The sequence below is a fragment of the Bradyrhizobium rifense genome (genome assembly GCF_008123425.1).
GTDB classification, from domain to species: Bacteria; Pseudomonadota; Alphaproteobacteria; order Rhizobiales; family Xanthobacteraceae; genus Bradyrhizobium; species Bradyrhizobium rifense.
The window spans coordinates 1-19,686 of the sequence record NZ_VSSS01000093.1 but is presented as its reverse complement, the minus strand read 5'-3'; the positions used below and the strand labels follow the sequence as shown (position 1 = coordinate 19,686).

At 64.0% G+C, this 19,686-nt stretch carries 23 protein-coding genes and 1 pseudogene; 16 read left to right on the top strand and 8 right to left on the bottom strand.

The features are described 5' to 3' along the window. The first annotated feature begins 74 nt into the window (after nucleotides 1-74). On the top strand, nucleotides 75-419 hold the full coding sequence (locus tag FXB40_RS45220; protein ID WP_148778729.1) for a DUF1491 family protein: 345 nt from the start codon (nucleotides 75-77) through the stop codon (nucleotides 417-419). 27 nt (nucleotides 420-446) lie between these two features. Here FXB40_RS45220 and FXB40_RS45215 read toward each other — a convergent pair whose 3' ends face one another. Next, nucleotides 447-1,424 (bottom strand): DUF2336 domain-containing protein, encoded by a 978-nt coding sequence (locus FXB40_RS45215; protein WP_148778719.1) that lies wholly within the window; start codon nucleotides 1,422-1,424, stop codon nucleotides 447-449. A 252-nt stretch (nucleotides 1,425-1,676) separates the two neighbouring features. On the opposite strand from FXB40_RS45215, the gene FXB40_RS45210 reads away from it, so the two are divergent. From FXB40_RS45210 to FXB40_RS45185, 6 genes are all read left to right on the top strand, one after another. Continuing rightward, nucleotides 1,677-1,865 (top strand): hypothetical protein, encoded by a 189-nt coding sequence (locus FXB40_RS45210; protein WP_148778718.1) that lies wholly within the window; start codon nucleotides 1,677-1,679, stop codon nucleotides 1,863-1,865. 15 nt (nucleotides 1,866-1,880) lie between these two features. Beyond that, nucleotides 1,881-2,642: a hypothetical protein gene (locus tag FXB40_RS45205; protein ID WP_148778717.1), complete on the top strand. Its 762-nt coding sequence runs from the start codon at nucleotides 1,881-1,883 to the stop codon at nucleotides 2,640-2,642. Between the two features lie 317 nt (nucleotides 2,643-2,959). Next, complete coding sequence (locus FXB40_RS45200; RefSeq protein WP_148778716.1) at nucleotides 2,960-6,379, top strand: CHAT domain-containing tetratricopeptide repeat protein; 3,420 nt, start codon at nucleotides 2,960-2,962, stop codon at nucleotides 6,377-6,379. Between the two features lie 27 nt (nucleotides 6,380-6,406). After that, nucleotides 6,407-6,853: a hypothetical protein gene (locus FXB40_RS45195; protein ID WP_148778715.1), complete on the top strand. Its 447-nt coding sequence runs from the start codon at nucleotides 6,407-6,409 to the stop codon at nucleotides 6,851-6,853. Nucleotides 6,854-6,924: 71 nt separating this feature from the next. Then, nucleotides 6,925-7,047 (top strand): hypothetical protein, encoded by a 123-nt coding sequence (locus FXB40_RS50045; protein WP_283813020.1) that lies wholly within the window; start codon nucleotides 6,925-6,927, stop codon nucleotides 7,045-7,047. Nucleotides 7,048-7,049: 2 nt separating this feature from the next. Beyond that, nucleotides 7,050-7,814 (top strand): hypothetical protein, encoded by a 765-nt coding sequence (locus tag FXB40_RS45185; RefSeq protein WP_148778713.1) that lies wholly within the window; start codon nucleotides 7,050-7,052, stop codon nucleotides 7,812-7,814. 52 nt (nucleotides 7,815-7,866) lie between these two features. Here the strand turns inward: FXB40_RS45185 and FXB40_RS45180 are convergent, their stop codons facing one another. Continuing rightward, a complete protein-coding gene (locus FXB40_RS45180) occupies nucleotides 7,867-8,697 on the bottom strand; it encodes a LysR family transcriptional regulator (protein WP_148778712.1) in 831 nt (276 codons plus the stop codon). Nucleotides 8,698-8,791: 94 nt separating this feature from the next. Here FXB40_RS45180 and FXB40_RS45175 point away from each other — a divergent pair, with 94 nt between their 5' ends. Then, nucleotides 8,792-9,619 carry an MBL fold metallo-hydrolase gene (locus tag FXB40_RS45175; protein ID WP_148778711.1) on the top strand — a complete coding sequence of 276 codons (828 nt, stop codon included), beginning with the start codon at nucleotides 8,792-8,794 and terminating at the stop codon, nucleotides 9,617-9,619. Here the strand turns inward: FXB40_RS45175 and FXB40_RS45170 are convergent. After that, the gene (locus tag FXB40_RS45170; RefSeq protein ID WP_148778710.1) at nucleotides 9,616-10,305 is read right to left on the bottom strand and encodes an L-2-amino-thiazoline-4-carboxylic acid hydrolase; all 690 of its coding nucleotides are present in this window, start codon (nucleotides 10,303-10,305) and stop codon (nucleotides 9,616-9,618) included. The genes FXB40_RS45175 and FXB40_RS45170 overlap by 4 nt on opposite strands. Nucleotides 10,306-10,342: 37 nt before the next feature. Further along, the gene (locus tag FXB40_RS45165; protein ID WP_187437574.1) at nucleotides 10,343-10,735 is read right to left on the bottom strand and encodes a RidA family protein; all 393 of its coding nucleotides are present in this window, start codon (nucleotides 10,733-10,735) and stop codon (nucleotides 10,343-10,345) included. A gap of 128 nt (nucleotides 10,736-10,863) precedes the next feature. Between FXB40_RS45165 and FXB40_RS45160 the strand changes: the two genes are divergently transcribed. From FXB40_RS45160 to FXB40_RS45150, 3 genes are all read left to right on the top strand, one after another. Next, nucleotides 10,864-11,490: a LysR family transcriptional regulator gene (locus tag FXB40_RS45160; RefSeq protein ID WP_148778708.1), complete on the top strand. Its 627-nt coding sequence runs from the start codon at nucleotides 10,864-10,866 to the stop codon at nucleotides 11,488-11,490. A gap of 15 nt (nucleotides 11,491-11,505) precedes the next feature. Beyond that, complete coding sequence (locus FXB40_RS50040; RefSeq protein ID WP_347339815.1) at nucleotides 11,506-11,673, top strand: LuxR C-terminal-related transcriptional regulator; 168 nt, start codon at nucleotides 11,506-11,508, stop codon at nucleotides 11,671-11,673. A gap of 173 nt (nucleotides 11,674-11,846) precedes the next feature. Further along, on the top strand, nucleotides 11,847-12,353 hold the full coding sequence (locus FXB40_RS45150; protein WP_246208350.1) for an Isoquinoline 1-oxidoreductase subunit: 507 nt from the start codon (nucleotides 11,847-11,849) through the stop codon (nucleotides 12,351-12,353). Nucleotides 12,354-12,415: 62 nt separating this feature from the next. Here FXB40_RS45150 and FXB40_RS45145 read toward each other — a convergent pair whose 3' ends face one another. After that, nucleotides 12,416-13,306, bottom strand: coding sequence for a transglutaminase family protein (locus FXB40_RS45145; RefSeq protein ID WP_148778706.1), 891 nt, complete (start codon nucleotides 13,304-13,306; stop codon nucleotides 12,416-12,418). Nucleotides 13,307-13,486: 180 nt separating this feature from the next. On the opposite strand from FXB40_RS45145, the gene FXB40_RS45140 reads away from it, so the two are divergent. Further along, on the top strand, nucleotides 13,487-14,365 hold the full coding sequence (locus FXB40_RS45140; RefSeq protein WP_148778728.1) for a transglutaminase-like domain-containing protein: 879 nt from the start codon (nucleotides 13,487-13,489) through the stop codon (nucleotides 14,363-14,365). Nucleotides 14,366-14,444: 79 nt separating this feature from the next. Here the strand turns inward: FXB40_RS45140 and arsC are convergent, their stop codons facing one another. The 3 genes from arsC to FXB40_RS45125 all read right to left on the bottom strand — a co-directional run bounded on the left by arsC (nucleotide 14,445) and on the right by FXB40_RS45125 (nucleotide 15,973). Beyond that, complete coding sequence (arsC, locus tag FXB40_RS45135) at nucleotides 14,445-14,846, bottom strand: arsenate reductase (glutaredoxin) (protein WP_148778705.1); 402 nt, start codon at nucleotides 14,844-14,846, stop codon at nucleotides 14,445-14,447. Continuing rightward, entirely contained in the window at nucleotides 14,843-15,544 is a 702-nt protein-coding gene (locus FXB40_RS45130; protein WP_148778704.1) for an aquaporin, read from the bottom strand. The genes arsC and FXB40_RS45130 overlap by 4 nt, the downstream gene beginning before the upstream one ends. A gap of 66 nt (nucleotides 15,545-15,610) precedes the next feature. Beyond that, entirely contained in the window at nucleotides 15,611-15,973 is a 363-nt protein-coding gene (locus tag FXB40_RS45125) for an ArsR/SmtB family transcription factor (RefSeq protein ID WP_148778703.1), read from the bottom strand. 107 nt (nucleotides 15,974-16,080) lie between these two features. Here FXB40_RS45125 and FXB40_RS49715 point away from each other — a divergent pair, with 107 nt between their 5' ends. The 4 genes and pseudogenes from FXB40_RS49715 (at nucleotide 16,081) to FXB40_RS45105 (ending at nucleotide 19,319) form a co-directional block, all read left to right on the top strand. After that, complete coding sequence (locus tag FXB40_RS49715; RefSeq protein WP_148778702.1) at nucleotides 16,081-16,281, top strand: GDCCVxC domain-containing (seleno)protein; 201 nt, start codon at nucleotides 16,081-16,083, stop codon at nucleotides 16,279-16,281. Nucleotides 16,282-16,369: 88 nt separating this feature from the next. Continuing rightward, the gene (locus FXB40_RS45115; RefSeq protein WP_148778701.1) at nucleotides 16,370-16,687 is read left to right on the top strand and encodes an ArsR/SmtB family transcription factor; all 318 of its coding nucleotides are present in this window, start codon (nucleotides 16,370-16,372) and stop codon (nucleotides 16,685-16,687) included. Nucleotides 16,688-16,735: 48 nt separating this feature from the next. Further along, on the top strand, nucleotides 16,736-18,103 hold the full coding sequence (locus FXB40_RS45110) for an NAD(P)-binding domain-containing protein (protein WP_148778700.1): 1,368 nt from the start codon (nucleotides 16,736-16,738) through the stop codon (nucleotides 18,101-18,103). After that, a pseudogene (locus FXB40_RS45105) lies at nucleotides 18,100-19,319 on the top strand (MFS transporter). Before FXB40_RS45110 ends, FXB40_RS45105 begins: the two are co-directional and overlap by 4 nt. Nucleotides 19,320-19,686 lie beyond the last annotated feature (367 nt).

Sequence of the window (19,686 nt, the reverse complement as noted above, 5' to 3'; positions counted from 1 at the left end):
CGTCGGTTCGTCAAGACTGCAAACTTGAAGGCTCAAAGCTGGTGCTGATGGCAGCGCTGGCCTATCGTGCGCTCATGCGTTTGAAATCAAACATCTGGGTCTCAGCTTATCTGCGCCGGTGCCAGACCGAGGGCGTGTTCGGCGCGGTGCGCCATCGCGGCGCCGAGGAGGCGGGCGCGGTGTTCGTCAAGGTGTCGCTGCTCGACGGCAACGCGATGCTCTACGTGCCGGCGCCGCAGACCTCTTATGACGATGGCCGTCCCGTCGATCGTTTCTTCGTACCGGCCGGGCCGCAGCCTCAGCCCGAATCCACGGTGGAGGAGCGCCTGACCAAGGAGCTTCGTTTCGATCCTGACGCGTGGATCGTCGAGACCGAAGACCGCGCGGGGCGGCATTTCCTCGAACTGGCGAAGACCTAGCCTCGCAAAGGCGAGCTTGGGGCGCGATCAGCGCTCCGACGATCCGCCTGAGCCCGTGCGCACCGCCGGGCTCGAGCCCGGTTGCACGCTCGGCCGCGTCTGGCCGGTCGCGGCGCGTGCACGCTGGCGGTCGCTGTCGTGCAGCGACGGCTGGTATTTTGCGCGCGTGACGGCAAGCGTCGAGCCGCGCCAGGCGGCGAGCATCACCAGCGCGGAGCGGTCGCTGAGACGGTCGTAGAGCCGCGACAGCCGGTAGACCGCATCCACCGAATTGCCGATCTCCGGCTTGAAGAACAAGAGGATGCGCTGGAAGTTGGGGCTCGGCATGTCGAGCGCGCGCGCGGCGATGGCGAGCGCTTCGCCGCCGGCGTCGTCGACGATCTGCGCTGCGACGCGCGAGGGCAGGATCAGGCTGTCGCCAAGCTCGTAGGTGAAGTTCTCGACATCGCCCGCGATCGCCGCCATCTCCAGGATCTGGATCGCGCGCCTGGCGCGCACGGTCGGGATCCGCGGCGCGGCCTTCAGCGGGGTCTGCGCCAGATTGTGCAGGATCAGCGCGCGCTGGCTCGCATCGGCGCCAAAGAACATGTCGTGGATCTCGGCCGCTTCCTTCGGCTGCATCGCCATGTTGGCGGCCATACGCTGCTCGGCGTCTGTCGGCGTGCGGGCAGGCGAGGGCGCGATTGCGGCGCGCGGAATTTCACGCGCCAGCGGCACCCTGCGGCCTTCCTGCGCCGCGACCAGCCCGAGCTTCTGGAGGACTGGGACCGGCGTGTGCGGATAGATCGCAAGCTTCGCCTTGACGGAGGCGCGCGTCGCATAGTCGACCTGGTCGATCAGCCGCGTCGCAAGCTCGATGAATTGCCGCTGCTCGTCCTCGCTGTGGGTGGGCGCCTGGACATACAGATCGGTCAGCACCCGCAGCAGCGTCGGACGAACATCGACGCCCTCGCGACGGGAGAGGGTCATCAGCCCGTCGAATCCGGGAAACAGCGACTTGGTCATGGAGGCGTACGCAACTTGGAAGAAACTGTTGCCTCAGCCTATCAGGGGTTCCTTTAAAGGCTCGTTAAGGAAAACGAGGTGTGAAGTAAACCCGCTCATTCCAGCCGTTTTCGTGTCGCAGCGGGACGCGCGGGCCGGCCCGTGCGGTTACGGTCCAAAGGCCATGTTTACACCCCGTTAACCATAAACTGATCCTAATGACCCGCATGTTGCAGGGGCGCATTTTGTCGCGCGGCAATTGAGAGAGCTGACATGGGGACCATCATCGAATTTCCGGCCGGTCGCCGGGTGGGCTCGTCGGGGGACGTCACACCGCGCGCGGACATGGGGACGATTTTGATCCTTCCCGTCATCCGTATCGAGCGCGAGGCGGACGAAACCAACGGCGATCGTGGGCCGGAAGCGGGCACAGCGCCAGGGCGCCGTCGTCGTCGCCGCTGAGTTCCGGCCTTTGCAATGCCGGACTCCATCCGCCAGATCCGCACAATCGTATCGGCCATCCTGCTCGCGGCTGTGGGCGCGTCGCTCGCCGGCTGTAGCGGCGGCGATTTCGGCCGCACCCGCGCCAACATGCGCAGCGACGATATGCACAGCTGGCTCGGCGCCGAGGCCACCGGCAGCCTCGGCCTGAAGGCTTCGCAATTCCAATTGACCGACGAGGAGCGCCAGCTTCGCGATCTCGCCTATCCCATGATCGAGCCACCGCTGTCGCGGCCGGCCTGGAAGAGCGTGTTCGGCGACTACAAGGCGTTGCCGTCGCCGTGGCGGCAGAAGATCGTGTTCGACCGCACCATGTATGGCCGCACGCTGATCGACGAGCCGCATCGTTCGCATTCCTCGCGCTATGCGCAGCTGATCGAGGACGTGCGCAACGACGTCACCCGCTTCGAGCCGTTCTTCGCCAGCGCGATCCGCGTCATCGATCTCGACAAGAAGCGCGAGGCCAGCATGGCGCGCGTCTCGGCGCTGTCGCCGCAGGAAAAGGCCGATGCTGTCGAACGCATGCAGGAGAACTCGCTGATCATCCAGTGGGTGCAACTGTCGCTCGAGCAGCGTGTCTCGTCCTATCGCTTCGCGCTGGAGCGGCTGGTGATCCAGGCGCCCGACGGCATGGCTGCCGATGCCGATCGCCTGATCGGCGAGCTCGCCGCCCAGACCACCAATCCACCGGTTGCGGCACAGCCGGTCTACGACCGCGCCGTCGTCTCGAAGGGCTGAAAGCTCTTCGAGCGAGTCAGCTAGCGGCTTGACCCGCTGTGTCCGGAGCTGACGCATCCGGTTGCCGCCGTCTCGGCGTCCGCATCTCCCATCGGCACGAGCAGCGATCCCGGCCCGTCGCGACGGCGGCCAATCCTGCAACCTTGGCGAGGATCGCGTCCCCGTGCCACCGGGACGGGGCTCCGGGAACCTGTGTTGGCCGCGGCCCACGCTGTTCGGCATTTGGTCGAACCGCCCCGATTGGTGCTTGTTCTCCCAAGCCATAGCGATAGGATCGTGCTGTTATACCAAGTCATTTTGCACGAAGGTCTTTTGAGATGAGCATCAATTCCGCGATGCCGCTTGACGCCCGTCGACATTCCACGCCTCTGCGAAAATTGCTGGCCCTTGCCATCCTTGTCGGATCGACCGGCTCCGCCGCCGCCCTGACCAAGGAGGCGGCGATCGAGAACTGCCGGATGACCGTCGGCAAACCGATCGTGCAGGCTTGCATGCAGGCTCAGGGAGGTCGCAGGGCCGGTGCCGACATCGAGGGGTGCCGCGCCCAGGCTAAACCGAAGGTCCACGCTTGCGTGCTCGCCGCCCTCAACGCCGCGAACGGACGCGCCAATGTCGCCGTCGAGGTGCCGAAGGAAGCGGCGCCTAAGCTCGATCCCGGCACCGCTTTGCCAAAAGACTTCGTCGCGCCGCCGCGCAGCATCTCCGACATCACGGCGATTCTCGACGGCGAGAAGCCCGACGAGAAGCTGATTGCGGAGCTGAAATCGGACGCCGACGCCGTGCCGACGGGGAAGGAAGCGCGCGTGGATCTCGCGCAATTCTACTTTGACCGCGCCAACGCGCGCGCCCAGCTCGGCCGCCTCGCCGAGGCCACCGCCGATGCCAACAAGGCCGTGGAGGCGGGGCGCGGCGTCGCCAGCCCGAACATGATGGGACGGATGATGCAGCTCCAGGCGTTCCAATATGCGACTGCGGGCGATCCCAAGCGTGCGTTTGAAATCCTCCAGAAATTGCTGCGCGAGTTTGCCGGCGTGCCCGGCGCCAAGGGATTTCAGTTCAACGCCAATCGCTCGGTTGCAGCGATCCTGATCCAGATGGGCGACATCCCCCAGGCCGAAGCCTATCTGCGCCGCAGCCTGACCGCGATCCAGGAAGCGCGCACCAGTGGATTGCCGGGCTGGCGCGCCTCCTATGGCAAGTTCGGCCAGAGCTGGGAGGGCGAGATCGAGATTTCGCGCGGCCAGATTTTCGAAGCGCGGGGTCAGTTCGCCGAGGCCGAGGCAGCCTATCGCACCGCCGAGGTGCGCAAGCGCGCCGGCAACAAGGGTGTTCTGGCCTCGGACAATCCACCTGCCGAGACTATTCTGTTGCAGGCAGTCGACACCACCATCCTGAATCAGGCGCGCATGAAGGCGCGGCAGGGCAGGCTCGCCGAAGCCGAGGTCGACGCGCGCCGGGCGCTGCTGTCGCGCCTGAAGGATACCGGCAAGTACAATCCGGTGACGCCGCGCTTCGTGATGGGATTGGCCGGAATCCTGGTCGACCAAGGACGTTACGACGAAGCCGAGCAGCTTGGCCGGGTCTCGCTCGACATCAATAAGGCGGTGGGCGTGCCGGACGACTCGCAGTCGACCGTGCAGCTGCTCGTGCAGGTCGCCGGCATCCTGAATCTGCAGCGCAAGAATGCCGAAGCCAACGACATGTTTGCGCGGATCGACAAGGCGGTCGCCAATTGGGATCCGCAGCGCCGCCAGGTCATCGAGCTCAATCCGGCGCGCATTCTCGCGCTGTACAATTCCGGCCAGCTCGACGCCGGCATCGCCGCCGCCGAGCAACTGGTCAAGAAGCAGATCGGGCGGGTCGGCGAGAACCATTTCGATGCGGCGTCGGCGCGCGGCACGCTCGCGATCGGATTGATGCGCGCGCGGCGCGATGCCGACGCGATCCGGGAGTTCAAGGCCGCCATTCCGATCATGATGGCGAACGCAAACGAGAACGCCGACGACGAGAACACGACCGTCGTGGCCGCGCGCAGCCAGCGGCTCCAGACCATCGTCGAGAGCTACTTCCTGCTGCTCGCGCGGGCCGAAGGCACCGGCAGCGGCATCGGCGAGGAGACGTTCGGTCTGGCCGATGCGATCCGCGGCCGCTCCGTCCAGCAGGCGCTGGCCGCCTCCAGCGCGCGTGCGGCGGCGAAGGATCCCGCGCTGGCCGAGCTCGTGCGCAAGGAGCAGGACCTCACCAAGCAGGTCAACGCCCAGCTCGGCACGCTCACCAACGTCCTCGCCATTCCCTCGGCGGAGCGAGACGAGAAGGGCGCGCAGCAGATCCAGGCCTCGATCGTCGCCTTGCGCGGTGAACGCGACAAGGCACGCCAGGAGATCAAGCAGAAGTTTCCGTCCTATGCCGATCTGGTCTCGCCGAAGCCGCCGGCCGTCGCCGAAATCCGTGCGACGCTGGCTGACAACGAGGCCATGCTGTCGTTCTATTTCGGACAGAACGGTAGCTTCGTCTGGGCCGTGCCGAAGTCGGGGCCGGTGGCGTTCGCGGCTGTCAAGGCCAGCATCGGCGACGTCGAGACCAAGATCCGCAAATTGCGCGAGGCGCTCGAGCCGCAGGCGGCGATGATCTCGGACATTCCGCCGTTTGATCTCAAGCTTGGTTACGAGCTCTACGAGCTGTTGCTGAAGCCGGTCGAGAGCGGATGGAAGCCGGCCAAGAATTTGATCGTGGTCACGAATGGCGCGCTCGGCCTGCTCCCGCTGTCCCTGTTGCCGACGGCGCCGGCCGAGGTGGCCGCGGACGAAGATCCGCTCTTCGTCGGCTATCGGAACGTGCCATGGCTTGCGCGCACCCACGCTGTGTCGACCGTGCCGTCGGCCGCGGCCTTGCGTACGCTGCGGCAGTTGCCGCCTGGCAAGCCCGGCCGCGGGGATCTCGTGGCGTTTGGCGATCCCTATTTCAACAAGGATCAACAGGCTGAGGCAGAGAGCGATCAGGCCAAGGTTCAGGTCGCCGACGCGGGTGGCAACGTCACGCGCGGCATGCCGCTGAAGCGTCGCAACAGCCCGAAGCTCGACGGCGTCGACAGCGCCGAACTCGGCCTCTTGCCTCGTCTTCCCGATACAGCCGACGAGCTGAAATCGATCGCATTGGCGCTGCAGGCCGATCCCTCAAAGGTGCTGTTCCTCGGCAAGAATGCGACCGAGAGCGCCGTGAAGACGATGAACCTCTCAGGCTTCAGGATTCTCGCATTTGCCACGCACGGTCTCGTTCCGGGCGAGCTCAACGGTTTGACGCAGCCGGCGCTCGCACTGTCATCGCCAACGGTGACGGGCGAAGGCGGCGACGGGCTCCTCACCATGGAGGAGATTCTTGGCCTCAAGCTCGATGCCGACTGGGTCATCCTGTCCGCCTGCAATACCGGCGCAGGTGCAGGCGCCGGCGCCGAGGCCGCCTCCGGCCTTGGTCGCGCGTTCTTCTACGCGGGGACGCGCGCACTGTTGGTGACGAACTGGTCGGTGCATTCGCAATCCGCCCGGCAGCTGGTGACCGATCTGTTCAAGCGGCAGGCCGACGATCCCAAACTGTCGCGGAGTGAAGCGCTGCGGCAGGCGATGATGGCCCTCGTCGACGGCCCCGGTTACCTGAACGGCGAGGGCAAGACCGAGTTCGCCTATGCGCATCCGCTGTTCTGGGCACCGTATACGATCATTGGCGATGGCGGCGTGCGCTGACGGCATGTGAAGAGGGTTGGAATTGAAATGAAGCTGAACATTTTGTCGGGGCTGATCGCGGCAGCTCTCCTGGTTTCGGGAGCAGCGAGAGCGGCAACACAATTGATCACCGAAGAGGAGGCGAAGCTGCCGCCGCCAAAGGGCGCGGTCGCGACCGACCGACGCGGTATCTTGCGCGGGCCGAAGGTGGAGTTTGTCTCGCCCGGTGATTCCGTCTCCTCGCCCATGCGGCTCCAATTGAAGTTCGAGTCATTCGGGGGCGCCAAGATCGATCCGGAATCGGTCAAGGTGATCTTCCTTCGCACGCCGAACGTCGATCTGACGCCCCGGGTGAAGCCGTTCGTGCAGGCCGACGGGATCAACATGCAGGATGCGGAATTGCCGCCGGGCGATTACACCATGCGGGTCGACATCAAGGATAGTGACGGGCGGCCGGGCACGGCCATTTTTACCCTCAAGGTCGCACCGAAGTGACGTGTCCTTACTGCAAGGCCGAGAATGCGGATAGCGCGCTGGTTTGCACATCCTGTTCGCGAGACATCGCCGTGCCCGCGACGCTGATTGCGGAGCGCGACGATCTCCTGCGCAAGCGGGACCAGCTGCGCGTTGAGCTGACGCAGGCCAGAGACGAGATCGAAGCCATCATGCGGCGTAGGAAGTCGCGCTGACGATGGAGTGTCCGTTCTGCGCCGAGACGATCAAGGACGAAGCCATCGCGTGCAAGCACTGCTCGCGCGATTTGCGCGTCGTGCGGCCGACGCTCATCGAGATCGAAGAGATCGTTGCCGAGCTCGACAAGCTCAGGCGTGATCTCGACCGGGTCAATGTCCGGCTCGAGCGGTACAAGAATCCAGTGCGCTATTTCGGGACGCATGTCCTTCTCTACGTCGTCATTCCGGCCGTCCTGCTGACGATTACGCATATTCTGATCACCATCACCTTCAACCTCTCTCCAATCCCGCTTCGGATCGCGTCGATCGTTGTCCCCCTGCTGTTCGGGTTCGCTGCCTATCCTCTGCATCGGGTCTCGGCATTGGGGGCGTTCGTGCTGGCGTTGCTGCTCGCCAGCGCCAGCATCCAGGCGATGCTGACGGTGACGGGCCTCCACGATGACGTTCCGATCCTGCCGACGGTATGGGTCGAATGGCGCGAGGTGTTCGAATACGGTGCGAGCATTCTGCTCGCTTTCGTTTCCGGAAACATCCTGGGAGTCGTGATCTTCCAGGTCTTGCCGCGCGTGCTCGGCCAGGGCGGCAAGCCGAACGCGTTTGCCTTCAGGATGGCGCGTCTGCTCGGGCAGCATGTCGGTGAGGAACAACTCCGCCGCCGCGCCCGCCTGATTCAGGACCTGATGCAGACCATCGGGCCGCTGGCGGGTGTCGCCGCGACAGCCGTTGGTTCCATCTACGCCGGCCTGAAGGGCTTGCTCGGATAGTCTCACTCGCAGCTGCGCGTTCCCGGATCACGTCGCGACGACGCGAGCGCGATCAGCGTCCGCGTTTGGATCGCTGCTTCCGCAGCTTGCCGACAAAATCCTTCAGCGCGTCCGCCAGCGGCACTGATGCGCGATAGGCGAGCCCGACCTCGCGTTTGACCTTCACCTCGATCTCCCGGATGGCGACGTCCGGATGGCCCTTGGCCACGCCCTCGGGGACGATGGCGATGCCGACGCCGGCCGCGACCAGCGCCATCGCCCAATCCTCCGACTGCGCGATCGCCGCGGACTGGCGCCGCTGCGCGAGGCGACCGAAGAACGCGCTCTGCTCGCAATGGCAGCGGTCGATCATGGGGAATTCGGCGAGGTCGGCGGCTCGAAGCTGCTCCTTCAGCGTCAGCGGATGCGACGGCGGCAGGACTGCGACATAGCGCTCGCTCCACAGCGGGACGAAATGCTCGTCATCCCCAAGCATGCTCTTCGAGATGATCCTTGCATCCGCGCGCTCGTCGTGGCCCACGAGCCGGAGCGCGATGTCGCTGCGCGCCGTCAGCGGCTTCAACAGCGCGATGGTCCGGGGCACGTCGAGCGTGCGCATCAGGCCGAGCGTCAGATTGGTCCTGGTGCTGGGTTTGCGGAACAGGCTGCGCGCGGCATCGGTCTCGTCGATGATGCGGCGGGCGAGCGCATGAAACTGCTCGGCCGAGGCGGTGGGCGCGACGCCTTTCTTGTGCCGGATGAACAGCGTGGTGCCAAGCTCGGCCTCCAGATTGGTGATCGCGGTCGAGATCGACGGCTGCGACACGAAGCAGGTGCGCGCCGCGGCCGTGAGGTTGCGTTCACGGTAGACCGCAGCGAAGTAGCGGAGCTCGCGGATATCCATAGTCTAGACCTATAGGTAGCATCAATACTCGATATTTTACCTATGGATCGGAGGATGGCAAGAACGCCGTGTTCACAACAGGCGAGCATCATCCATGAAGATCCATCATCTCAACACCGGCACGATGTGCCCCATGGGCCGGCGGCTGGTGAACGGCACCGGCAGCCTGTTCCAGCGCGCCCGCATGGTCTGCCATTGCCTGCTGATCGAGACCCATGACGGCCTCGCTCTGGTCGACACCGGCATCGGCCTTGGCGATATCGCCACGCCCGACCGGCTCGGGAAACGATGGCTGCGGCAGACCGCGCCAAAGCTCGATCCGGCGGAGACGGCCCTGCAGCAGGTGAGGGCGCTCGGCTATTCGCCTGCCGACGTGCGCCATTTGCTGCTGACGCATCTCGACCGTGATCACGCCGGCGGCGTGCCCGACTTTCCCCATGCCGCGATCCACGTCCATCGCGCCGAATACGACATGGCGGTGCTGCGCAAGCCCGCGCCGCCCGAAGGGCGCTATATCACGGGACAATGGAGCCACGGGCCGAGCTGGTCATTTTACGGCGAGGCCGGCGAGGACTGGTTCGGCTTCAAGGGCGTGCGCGCGCTCGGCGACCGGGAAGGGGACATCCTGATGATCCCGCTCGCCGGGCACACGCTCGGCCATTGCGGCATCGCGGTGCGCTCCGGCGACAAATGGCTGCTGCACGCCGGCGACAGCTATTTCCATCATGCCCAGCTCGACGCCTCACCGCGCGCGCCGCTGATGCTTCGCTATTTCCAGCGCAAGGTCGACATGGACCGCAAGGCCCGCATCGCCAACCAGGCCCGGCTAAGGGAGTTGAAGCTCAGCCACGGCGGCCGCGTGACGATCTTCAACAGCCATGATCCCGTGGACTACGAGAACTGCCGGTGCGGGGCGCATTAGCCGAGGCGCAGCCGCGAGAAGCGGAAATTGCAGTGGCTCGCGCCGCCCGCCAGCGTCAGCGTGCGTTCCAGATGAATGCCGCGCGTTGCATAGGCGTCGAAATCGAGCCCGCAAATGTTCGGCAAAATCTCCTTGTCGCCATGGCGGGCCGCGAATTTGCAGAAGCCGCAGGCCTTGTAGTTGATGCCGAATTCAAAGCTGTCATGCGGCCCCGGCTCGACGAAATCGTAGACGAAATCCTCCGGAAATTCGGCCTGATGGCTCGCGCTGACGCTTTTCGCCGCCTGCTCGCGCAGCAAAACCTGGTTCTCCGGAGACATGAATTGATCTCCCGCGGCGAGGCGTTCTGCCTCGGGCGTGGTGAGCAATTGCGCCTTGTAGGTCTCCCGCTCGATCTCGCCGATCACGGGCAGCGGCACGTCGTGCCGCCGCAGCGCGCGGCTGATCGCCATGAAGCCGATCAGGCGCATGAAGAAATCGCTCATGCGGCTCGCCGCGCCGCCGACATAGGGCGTCTGGGTGAGCACGATGTCGAACTCGTCCATCACCTCCTGCCTGATTCCGTCGATATCGGTGAGCTGCGCGCGCTCGCGCAACATCGCCTCGGCAAGGTCTAATCGATCGCGCATCGCCGCTTCCATGGCGTCGCGATGCTGTTCGTAGAAGGGATGGATCATGTCAGCCATTGGACTCTCGCATCGTGGGCTTGTCGGAAAGTAGCTTTCATTCTGCGGCGATCGCCTCGATCTCCAGCAGCCATTTGCTGTCGACGGTCTCGGCGATCACGACCGTCAGCGCCGGCTGATGCTCCCCGAGCATCTGGCGGCGAATGGTGCGGTTGGTCACGACTTGGTTGCGGTCCGTCAGGAACGTGGTGACCTTGACCAGATGCGCGACGCCAAGGCCGGCGGCGGCAAGCACCTCCATGACGTTGCGCCAGGCCTGCTCGCACTGCGCTTCGAAACCCTCAGGAACATTCCCGTCGGATCTCTCGGGCACCTGGCCGCTGATGAACAGCAGCCGGCGATGCTGCGTCACTTCAAGTCCCAGGCTGTAGCTGCCTGCGGGAGGGGAGACCGTTGCGGGATTATGGCTGACGATGTGAGCAGGCGGCATGGCGTTTCTCCGGATTGCGGGCCGACCGTATCCGGCGACATCGCCGCGGCGCAAAGCATCATTCCTGCGGTTCAGCGCAAGAAAATCTATTGCAAGGTCGCGGTCCATCGGTGTCAAACTGAAGCGCGATGACCTACACCCTTCCACCGCTCAACGCGCTCCGCGCCTTCGAGGCCGCCGCGCGCCATCTCAGCTTCAAGCTGGCCGCGCACGAGTTGCACGTGACGCCCGCAGCCGTAGGGCAGCAGGTGAAAGCGCTGGAGGCGCGCCTCGGCGTGCAGCTGTTCGAGCGGCTGCACAAGCAGCTCATCCTGACTGCGGCAGGCCAGGCCTATCTGCCCGGGATATCCGATGGCTTTCGCCGCATCGCGGAGGCGACCTCGCAATTGAAGCCTTCAGGTGCGGTGCTGCTGCAATTGGGCGTGCATGCCAGCCTCGATTTGCGCCGGCTCGATCTTGCGGCGTTTCGTGGGGCGCATGCCGAGATCGGCTTGCGCGTGCTGCAGCCCGCCGGCCTGCACGAGCTGGTCGAAGGCAAGGTCGATGTGCTGATCGCCCGCGGTCTCGGCCACCATCCAGGCTATCGCTGCGACCGGGTCAATGAGGGATCCGGTCTTGGCGATTGGCTGATCGCGCCCGAGGGCACCGCGGATTGCCCCGAGATCGTCAGCTTTCGCGTATGGCTGCGCGCCCAGTCGGCCGAGAACCCGGGCGTAAACCGACGTCCGCGACTGGTCGGCGGCGTCGGACGTTGAGGCGGCCGGCAACTAATCGCACGACGGTCACGCTGGCGCTCGGCATCGCACCGAAAGCAGATCGCGCAGACGCTCGACCAAAGTCCCAACACCACGCACTTCCACGTCAAGTCGATCTACGCCAAGTTCGGCGAGCGCAATCGCGCGACGCTCACGGCGCTCTGGCTCAGAAAGCTGCGATAAGGGAACCAAACAGGACAGGTGCCGGTTAGGACGTCATGATCGGGACGCCTCAATCAGCCGTCCGGGCCTTGAGCCTTGTTGTTATCGCTTTCGTCGGGGCGGTGGCTTCTTCCCGGCCGGGCGCTGCGGATCCGTCACCCGCGGCTTCGGTACTGAAAAATCCCGCCGACTTTTTGTCCATCTCGAACCCGACTGAGCGTTCGCGCGCGATCTTCAACGAGATCGGCAAGGTGCTCACCAATCCGCGCTGCATGAATTGCCATCCGGCGGGCGACCATCCGACGCAGGGCGACGATCGCCACGAGCATATGCCGCCAATCTGGCGTGCCGAGACCGGGCATGTCGAGGTCAGCTGCTCCGGCTGCCATACGACGCACAACATCACACTTCACGAGGCCGCCACCTATCGAAGCATTCCCGGTCATCCGCGATGGGGCTTTGCGCCGCTGTCCATGGCATGGCAGGGCAAATCATTGGGCGACATCTGCCGTCAATTGAAGGATGTCCAGCTCAACGGCGGCCGCGACCTCGCCGCGCTGCAGGAGCACGTCGCCAGAGACGATCTCGTCGGCTGGGCCTGGACTCCGGGCGAGGGCCGCAAGCCTGCGCCGGGGAGCCAGCAGGCCGCCGGAGAGCTGGTCCAGGCCTGGATCGACAGTGGAGCGGAGTGTCCGCGCTAGTTTGAATTGACGCAGTGCGTGGGCAGCAGCAAGGGCCGGGCGGCGGAAAATCGTACGGTGGCTCAGATCAGGGCATGCCCGGCAGGTTCTGATTTCACGTTGACCGTGACTTCCATCCCGGCTTCGTCATCGGGATCGCCCCAATAGCTGCCTGACAGCGGGATGGCTTGGGCTGGGTTGCGGGCGACACCAACCCTGATCAGTTCTCTATTTCCCACGATGCCGTTGGTTGGATCGAATTCAACCCAGCCTGACCCCGGGACATAGATCGAACACCAGGCATGCGTCGAACCGCCACCGAGCCTTACCGGTCCATCGCGATCGGGGACGTAGATGTACCCCGTGATGAAGCGCGCGGCGAAGCCGAGCGAGCGGGCCGCTTCCATCATCAGCAGTGCGAAGTCACGGCATGTCCCCTGTTGAAGACCCAGAGTTTCGGCGGGCGTCTGCGTGCCTTGTGATGTTCGACGACGGTATGAGAAGCCCTCCGAAATGGCTTCGTTCAGTGTCATCAGCAGTTGGCCAGTGGGCCGGCTTTGGCCGGGCGCGATGAACTTGGACAGCCAATTGTCGACCGTTCGGTCATCTCGAAAATGACGGCGGATGTACGGCTCCAGGTCCGGCAGTTCGCTGCGATCGTAGCTGAAGGGGTGCTCTCTGGCGTACGCCTCGATCCGGAAGTCCGGGGTGTTCTCCGGCGTATGCTCGAGATGAATCGTGGTCTCAAACTCCAGCGCCTCGGCCGAAATGTTGAAGTCGACCAACGTGACGCAGTTGCCGAACACGTCATGGATCCACCGGACTTCGGCTGGTTCAGGGTGCACTTCGAGGCGACAGGCAAGCAAACGCTGGTCGAAGCTGTCGCGCGGCCGGAACAGCATCTGGTGCTGGCCGAGCTTCACGGGCCGGCGGAAGCGATAGGCCGTGGTGTGATGGACGGTGTAGAGGGGCATGACTGGCGCTCGTGGCAGTGGATATTGCCACGATTGGCTGACGGTTCCAGAGCTAAGTCCATTGTTCGTCCCGCACAACTGCCCCTCATTTCAGCAGTTTTGGGCGCACATTCCTGGAACAAGTGGAAGGTGCGCGCGCTTTCTGTCCCACGGTCAACGATGACACGGGTGGAGACGGCTTTGAGAATCCGGGCAGGCTACGATATCGCGTTCAAGTGTCCTCAGGACGTTCCGATGGTGCTCATGCTCACCGTTCATCCGTCCCGGCAGACAGATCTTGTGGCTGGCCATGCCATCCGTGTATCGCCGAATGTCCGGACCAGGGATTACACCGACATTTTCGGCAATGTTTGCACCCGCTTGGTTGCACCTGCAGGTCTGATCGAGATTCGTACCGAATTTGTCATCGAGGACAGCGGTATGCCTGATGCTGTCGCGCCGCAGGCCTCTCAGGTGCCGTTGGACGAGTTGCCCGATGCTGCCCTGATGTATTTGCTCGGCAGCCGCTATTGCGACACGCAAAAGCTGGCCGATTTGGCGTGGTCAACGTTCGGACATATCAACGGCGGCTGGCAGCGTGTGCAGTCCATTTGCGATTACGTCCACGACCGTATTCAATTCGGATATCACTTTGCCCGAGATGATCGCACGGCGTCAGAAGGTCACCACGAACGCACTGGAGTCTGCCGGGATTTCGCCCATCTTGCGATTGCATTGTGCCGATGCATGAACATTCCCGCGCGCTATTGCACGGGCTATCTCGGCGATATCGGCGTTCCCATCGACCCGGCGCCGATGGATTTCAGCGCCTGGTTCGAGGCCTACATCGGGGGGCAGTGGTACACGTTCGACGCACGGCACAACCATCCTCGCATCGGCCGAATTGTCATCGCCCGCGGTCGCGATGCGGCTGACGTCGCGATCTCGACAATGTTCGGGCCGACGGAGCTTGCGCGCTTCAAGGTGCTGACGGAAGAAGTGCGTGCTGGTGAAGTCTTTCCGCTCCAGCCGTATATTGATGCGAGACGTGCAGCACGCTCTGTGCCGGCGGCGGTCTAGGCTGCCGTCGTCACCATTGGCCGGACGACCGGCAGGAAGCCGGGCGTCTGTTGAACTGATGGGGTGGGGCGGCACCAAGCTATCGCGCTTCCATCACCTCGCCGTCCTCCTTCACGAACCGGCCGACGGGACTGTCCAGGAGATCGACAACGGCCTCCGAAGGCCGGCACAAGCGGGTGCCCTTTGGCGTCACCACGATCGGGCGATTGATCAGGATGGGATGTGCGAGCATCTGATCGATCAGTTCGTCATCGGACCATTTGGGATCAGCGAGGCCGAGCTCCTTGTAGGGTGTTCCCTTCTCGCGCAGCAATGCGCGGACGGATATTCCCATCGTCGCGATCAGTTGCTTGAGCGCGTCGCGCGACGGCGGCGTCTTGAGGTATTCGATGACGGTCGGCTCCACGCCGCTCTGCCGGATCATCGCCAGCGTGTTGCGCGAGGTGCCGCAGTCGGGGTTGTGATAGATCGTGACGATCATTGGATGGTTTCCGTCATCGGGAGAGGAGCCGGCGCGCGCGAATGTCCGAGCAGCCAGTTCATCAGCAGTAGGCCGGCGAACGCTCCGCAGAGTTCCGCGAGGATGAATCCGGGCAGGTCGGTGGGACGAATGCCCGAGAACGTGTTGGTCAGGGAACGCGCGATGGCCACTGCCGGATTGGCGAACGATGTGGACGCCGTGAACCAATAGGCCGCTGTGATGTAAAGGCCGACCAGCCAGGGCACCGCCGTCCGCTGAAAGCGGATGCCGGCCAGGATCGTCGCGACCAGCCCGAAGGCGGCGACGGCTTCGGCAAACCATTGCGGCCCACCCGTTCGAACCTTGGTCGAGAGATCGAGCAGGGGCAATCCGAACATCAGGTGCGCCGCCATCGTGCCTGCGATGCCGCCGGCGATCTGCGCAATCACGTAGAGTGCGGCCTCGTTCACCGGCAGCTCGCGCCTGCCGGTGAAGACAAGCGTGACCGCGGGATTGAAATGCGCCCCGGAGATCGGGCCGAGCACGGTGATCAGGACAACCAGAATGGCGCCGGTCGGCAGGGTATTGCAGAGAAGCGCAAGCGCGACGTCCTTGGTCAGCGTCTCCGCCATGATGCCGGAGCCGACTACTGTGGCGACGAGAATGCCGGTGCCGAGCGCTTCGGCCGCGAGACGCCTCGAAAGGTCGAAATTGTCCATCAGCCCACTTCCGGTGTTGGGCGTGGCGCGTGTTCAGAACAAAGAAGCAGCCAGTTGTACATCTGGTCAGACACGGGCTCGCCCCTTTCGTTTTGGAGAGCAGCAAGCTTGCAGGCTGTCGACGACGGGCTCGCAAACCTCCGGCCGCCCGCCGCAGCAATCACGCAACAGGAAAACCGCGACATCGCGGAATTCGGCGAGGTTGGCGCGGTAGACGATCGAACGGCCGTGCCGCTCGGAGGTCACGAGACGCGCGCGCGTCAGGATCGAGAGATGGGCCGACAGCGTGTTCGGCGGCACTTCCAGCAGGCGCGCGAGGTCGCCGGCCGCAAGGCCGTCGGGCTCGTGCCTGACCAGCGTCCGGAACGCCTCCAGACGGGTCGATTGCGACAGCGCCGCGAGCGCGAGGACCGCTTCTTCGGTTTCCATATATCCAGATTTATAGAAATAATGTTCGGGCGTCAATTGAATGGGCAGGCTGGCCGCGCTCGGGCTGAGTGGCTAGAATCCGGCATCGCTCGCGATCGAGGGGGCCCATGCAAACGCAATCGACGATTACCTGTCCGGTCTGTCGCCATGCGTCGTCTGAGACCATGCCGACCGATGCTTGCCAGTTCTTCTATGATTGCAGAGGGTGCGGAGCCCGGCTCAAGCCGAAGAGCGGCGATTGCTGCGTCTATTGTTCGTACGGATCAGTTCCTTGTCCGCCGATCCAGCAGAACGGAAAGTGCTGTTGAGACCCGCGGAAGGAGGGGCACCGTCATTATTTCTAATATTCTAGAAATACGGTTGACGGTGCGAGCCGGCTCGTCGCAATATGCTGTCATGAAGATCGACGATGCAGCGGCACGCCTGGAAGCCCTGGGTAACCGGACCCGGCTTCAGATCTATCGCGCTCTGGTCCGGGCTGGACGGTCCGGCATGCCCGTTGGCCGGCTGCAGGACAAGCTGAAGATCCCGGCATCGACGCTGTCTCATCACATCAAGTCTCTGGTTGCGGTCGGGCTCGTCAGTCAGGTCCGTGAATCCACGACGCTTGTTTGCCATGCGAACTACGATGCGATGCAGGGCCTGGTCGATTTCCTGGTGGCGGAGTGCTGCGCGGACGAAGCCGAATGCGGCGGCGCTCAATCGGCGGCCTGATTTTTTTGGCCAGTTATTCGATGATTCTAGAATGATGGGAGTAGCGAAATGGGCGGCGCAAAGACGGTAGCCATCATCGGGGCAGGGCCTGTCGGTCTCGCGGCAGCTGCGCACATGCTCGAGCGCGGCATGTCGCCCATCGTGCTGGAGGCCGGGCCAGAGGCCGGACACGCGATCCGCCAATGGCAGCACGTCCAGCTCTTCTCGCCATGGGAATACAATGTCGACACGGCCGCCGCGCGTCTGCTCGCGCCGACCGGCTGGAATTCGCCGAACCCTCAGGCCTATCCGACCGGTGGTGAATTGCTCGAGGGATATCTCAAGCCGCTTGCGACAAGAACGCCGTTGCGCGAGGTGATCCGCACGTCCAGCCGCGTCTCGGCCATCAGCCGTGTCGGCTTCGACAAGGCGAAGACCAGGGGCAGGGAGCAGGCGCCTTTCGAAGTCCGCTATCAGAACGGCAAGGGGCCTGAAGTCCTGCGCGCCGATGCCGTGATCGATACGTCAGGCACATGGTTCTCGCCAAGTCCTGCCGGCAGCAACGGCCTGCCGGCGATCGGCGAGGCCGAGCGCGCTGACCGCGTCGCCTACGGCATGCCGGACGTGCGGGGTGCCGGTCGTTCCAGATATGCCGGAAAGACCGTTGCCGTGCTGGGCGCCGGCCACTCCGCGGTCGGCACGCTGATCGATCTCGCACGTCTCGCCGACGAGGTGCCGGGGACGCAAGCCGTCTGGCTGTTGCGTGGCGCTGACCCTGCAAAGGCTTTCGGCGGCGGTCGCAACGACAAGCTTGCTGCACGCGGCGAGCTTGGAAGTGCCTTTGCCGCGCTCGTGACCTCCAGCAAGATCAGGGTCGAGACCGAATTCGGCGTGACGCATCTCTCGGACTCCGAAGGTCGCATGAAGATTTCGGCCGGCGCCTGCTGTGGCGCGCGAAGTGTGGTCGTGGACGAATTGATCGTATCGACGGGCTTGCGTCCCGACTTTTCGTTTCTATCCGAGCTGCGTCTGCGGCTCAATTCGGCTATCGAGGCGCCGGTCGCGCTGGCGCCGCTCATTGATCCCAACGAACACAGCTGCGGGACCGTGCGCCCCCACGGCGTGCGCGAGCTCGCGCATGACGAACCGGGCTTCTATCTCGCCGGCATGAAGTCGTATGGCCGCGCGCCGACCTTCCTCATGATGACCGGCTATGAGCAGGTCCGGTCGATTGCCGCCGATCTCGCCGGTGACAGGGCAGCGGCGGAGAGGGTCGAGCTTGTGCTGCCGGAGACCGGCGTGTGTACGCGCGGAGGCGTCGAGTCCGGCGAGGCCGCAGGATGTTGCGGAGGCCCAGCGATGGAAGAGCCATCGGCCTGCTGCGCGGCCGACGAAACAGCCAAGAAGGCCGGTGCCTCGGGTTGTGGTTGTTCATGACACAGGTTCTTGCGGGCCAAGTTACTCGTTCACTTGCGGTCGTCGTTAAGCTCGGCACCACGCAAACCATTGCGTGGGCGTCGAGCTACTAGCTTCCGGCCGTCCTGGCCGCTCCGATCGCGCGGGATCTTGATCTCGCGCCGACCTATGTGTTCGCGGCGCTGTCGAGTGCGCTCGTCATCTCCGCACTTCTCGGGCCGCGTGTCGGCCATGCGATTGACCGGTTTGGAGGGCGTTATTTGCTTGCGCATCGAATGCCATCTTCGTCGCAGGCTTGCTGCTGCTGTCCGTTGCCCATGGCGCGGCGTTGCTGATTGCCGCGTGGATGACACTCGGGATTGGCATGGGTATGGGTCTTTACGAAGCGGCATTCGCCACGCTGACGCGCATCTACGGCACGGGCGCTCGCAAGGCGATCACCGGCATTACCTTGATCGCCGGCTTTGCGAGCACCGTTGGCTGGCCGCTCACGACCTGGTTGGCGGCCGAGTACGGCTGGCGTGAGGCCTGCCAGATATGGGCGGTCATCCACCTCTGCCTCGCTCTGCCGCTCAATCTTTCATTACCGCGTGCCAGGCCACTCGATCAGGCCTCTCAAGCGGTTTCCGGAGCGAACCCGCATGGCGAACGCCAGAGCGAGACGTTTGCGATGGGCGTGCTGGCCTACATGTTTGCGGCTGCAAGCTTCGTCAGTTCGGGCGTTTCGGCAATTCTGCCCTCGATGCTGGTCGCGTTCGGCGCGACGCCCGCCCAAGCGTTGCTCGCAGGAACACTCGTCGGCCCGGCTCAGGTCGGCGCTCGCCTTCTCGAAGCGGGCTTGCTCAATCGTTTCCATCCGCTGTTGTCGGCGCGGCTCGCCATGCTGATGAATCCGATCGGTGTTGTCGCCTTGATTGCAGGCGGTTCACTCTTTGCGCCGGTTTTCGCCGTCCTCTACGGTGCCGGCAACGGGATCATCACAATTGCGCGTGGCACGCTGCCGCTGGCGTTGTTTGGTCCGGTGGGATTCGGGAAGCGGGTCGGCATGATTTCGCTCCCGGCGCGGCTGACGGGTGCCGCAGCGCCGCTGGTGCTGGGGTTGATGGTGGAGCACATGGGTCGCAGTGCGCTATGGATCAGCGCGCTCGCCTCGGTCTCCGCATTCTTCGCGCTTTTGCTGCTTCGCGCGGCACCGGCGGCATCAGGGCCGCTTCAGGCGGGAAGCCAAAGCTCGTAAGCGTCTCAGGAACGCGACGGCACGCGACAATGGTTCCCTGATCACGGCATTCCTCCTTCGGCATGAAAAAACCCGCACCGGATTGCTCCGTGCGGGTGCTCGGATTTTCCGATGATGCCACTCTGCCAGTGTTTTGCCCGACGTGTCAAAGCGGAGAAGCGCGCGGGTGAGCAGGGGATGCTTCGACCCTGCAAACGCCTGCTTTGGTGCGACGTCAAAAATTGCCAATCGTTTCAACACCTCCGCTGTGGATACGATCTTTTCGCACCACGAGCAGGATTTGTCGAAGCGCCTTCTCGAAATGAGACCGCAGTGTTACGGTGAAAGTGCACTAAATTGCGGTTGATTGAGTGCACTGGACTGCACC

Coding starts and splice junctions, on each gene's coding strand:
- FXB40_RS45220 (WP_148778729.1), top strand. CDS start 75: ATGCGTTTGAAATCAAACATCTGGGTCTCAGCTTATCTGCGCCGGTGC.
- FXB40_RS45215 (WP_148778719.1), bottom strand. CDS start 1,424: ATGACCAAGTCGCTGTTTCCCGGATTCGACGGGCTGATGACCCTCTCC.
- FXB40_RS45210 (WP_148778718.1), top strand. CDS start 1,677: ATGGGGACCATCATCGAATTTCCGGCCGGTCGCCGGGTGGGCTCGTCG.
- FXB40_RS45205 (WP_148778717.1), top strand. CDS start 1,881: ATGCCGGACTCCATCCGCCAGATCCGCACAATCGTATCGGCCATCCTG.
- FXB40_RS45200 (WP_148778716.1), top strand. CDS start 2,960: ATGAGCATCAATTCCGCGATGCCGCTTGACGCCCGTCGACATTCCACG.
- FXB40_RS45195 (WP_148778715.1), top strand. CDS start 6,407: ATGAAGCTGAACATTTTGTCGGGGCTGATCGCGGCAGCTCTCCTGGTT.
- FXB40_RS45185 (WP_148778713.1), top strand. CDS start 7,050: ATGGAGTGTCCGTTCTGCGCCGAGACGATCAAGGACGAAGCCATCGCG.
- FXB40_RS45180 (WP_148778712.1), bottom strand. CDS start 8,697: ATGGATATCCGCGAGCTCCGCTACTTCGCTGCGGTCTACCGTGAACGC.
- FXB40_RS45175 (WP_148778711.1), top strand. CDS start 8,792: ATGAAGATCCATCATCTCAACACCGGCACGATGTGCCCCATGGGCCGG.
- FXB40_RS45170 (WP_148778710.1), bottom strand. CDS start 10,305: ATGGCTGACATGATCCATCCCTTCTACGAACAGCATCGCGACGCCATG.
- FXB40_RS45165 (WP_187437574.1), bottom strand. CDS start 10,735: ATGCCGCCTGCTCACATCGTCAGCCATAATCCCGCAACGGTCTCCCCT.
- FXB40_RS45160 (WP_148778708.1), top strand. CDS start 10,864: ATGACCTACACCCTTCCACCGCTCAACGCGCTCCGCGCCTTCGAGGCC.
- FXB40_RS45145 (WP_148778706.1), bottom strand. CDS start 13,306: ATGCCCCTCTACACCGTCCATCACACCACGGCCTATCGCTTCCGCCGG.
- arsC (WP_148778705.1), bottom strand. CDS start 14,846: ATGATCGTCACGATCTATCACAACCCCGACTGCGGCACCTCGCGCAAC.
- FXB40_RS45130 (WP_148778704.1), bottom strand. CDS start 15,544: ATGGACAATTTCGACCTTTCGAGGCGTCTCGCGGCCGAAGCGCTCGGC.
- FXB40_RS45125 (WP_148778703.1), bottom strand. CDS start 15,973: ATGGAAACCGAAGAAGCGGTCCTCGCGCTCGCGGCGCTGTCGCAATCG.
- FXB40_RS49715 (WP_148778702.1), top strand. CDS start 16,081: ATGCAAACGCAATCGACGATTACCTGTCCGGTCTGTCGCCATGCGTCG.
- FXB40_RS45115 (WP_148778701.1), top strand. CDS start 16,370: ATGAAGATCGACGATGCAGCGGCACGCCTGGAAGCCCTGGGTAACCGG.
- FXB40_RS45110 (WP_148778700.1), top strand. CDS start 16,736: ATGGGCGGCGCAAAGACGGTAGCCATCATCGGGGCAGGGCCTGTCGGT.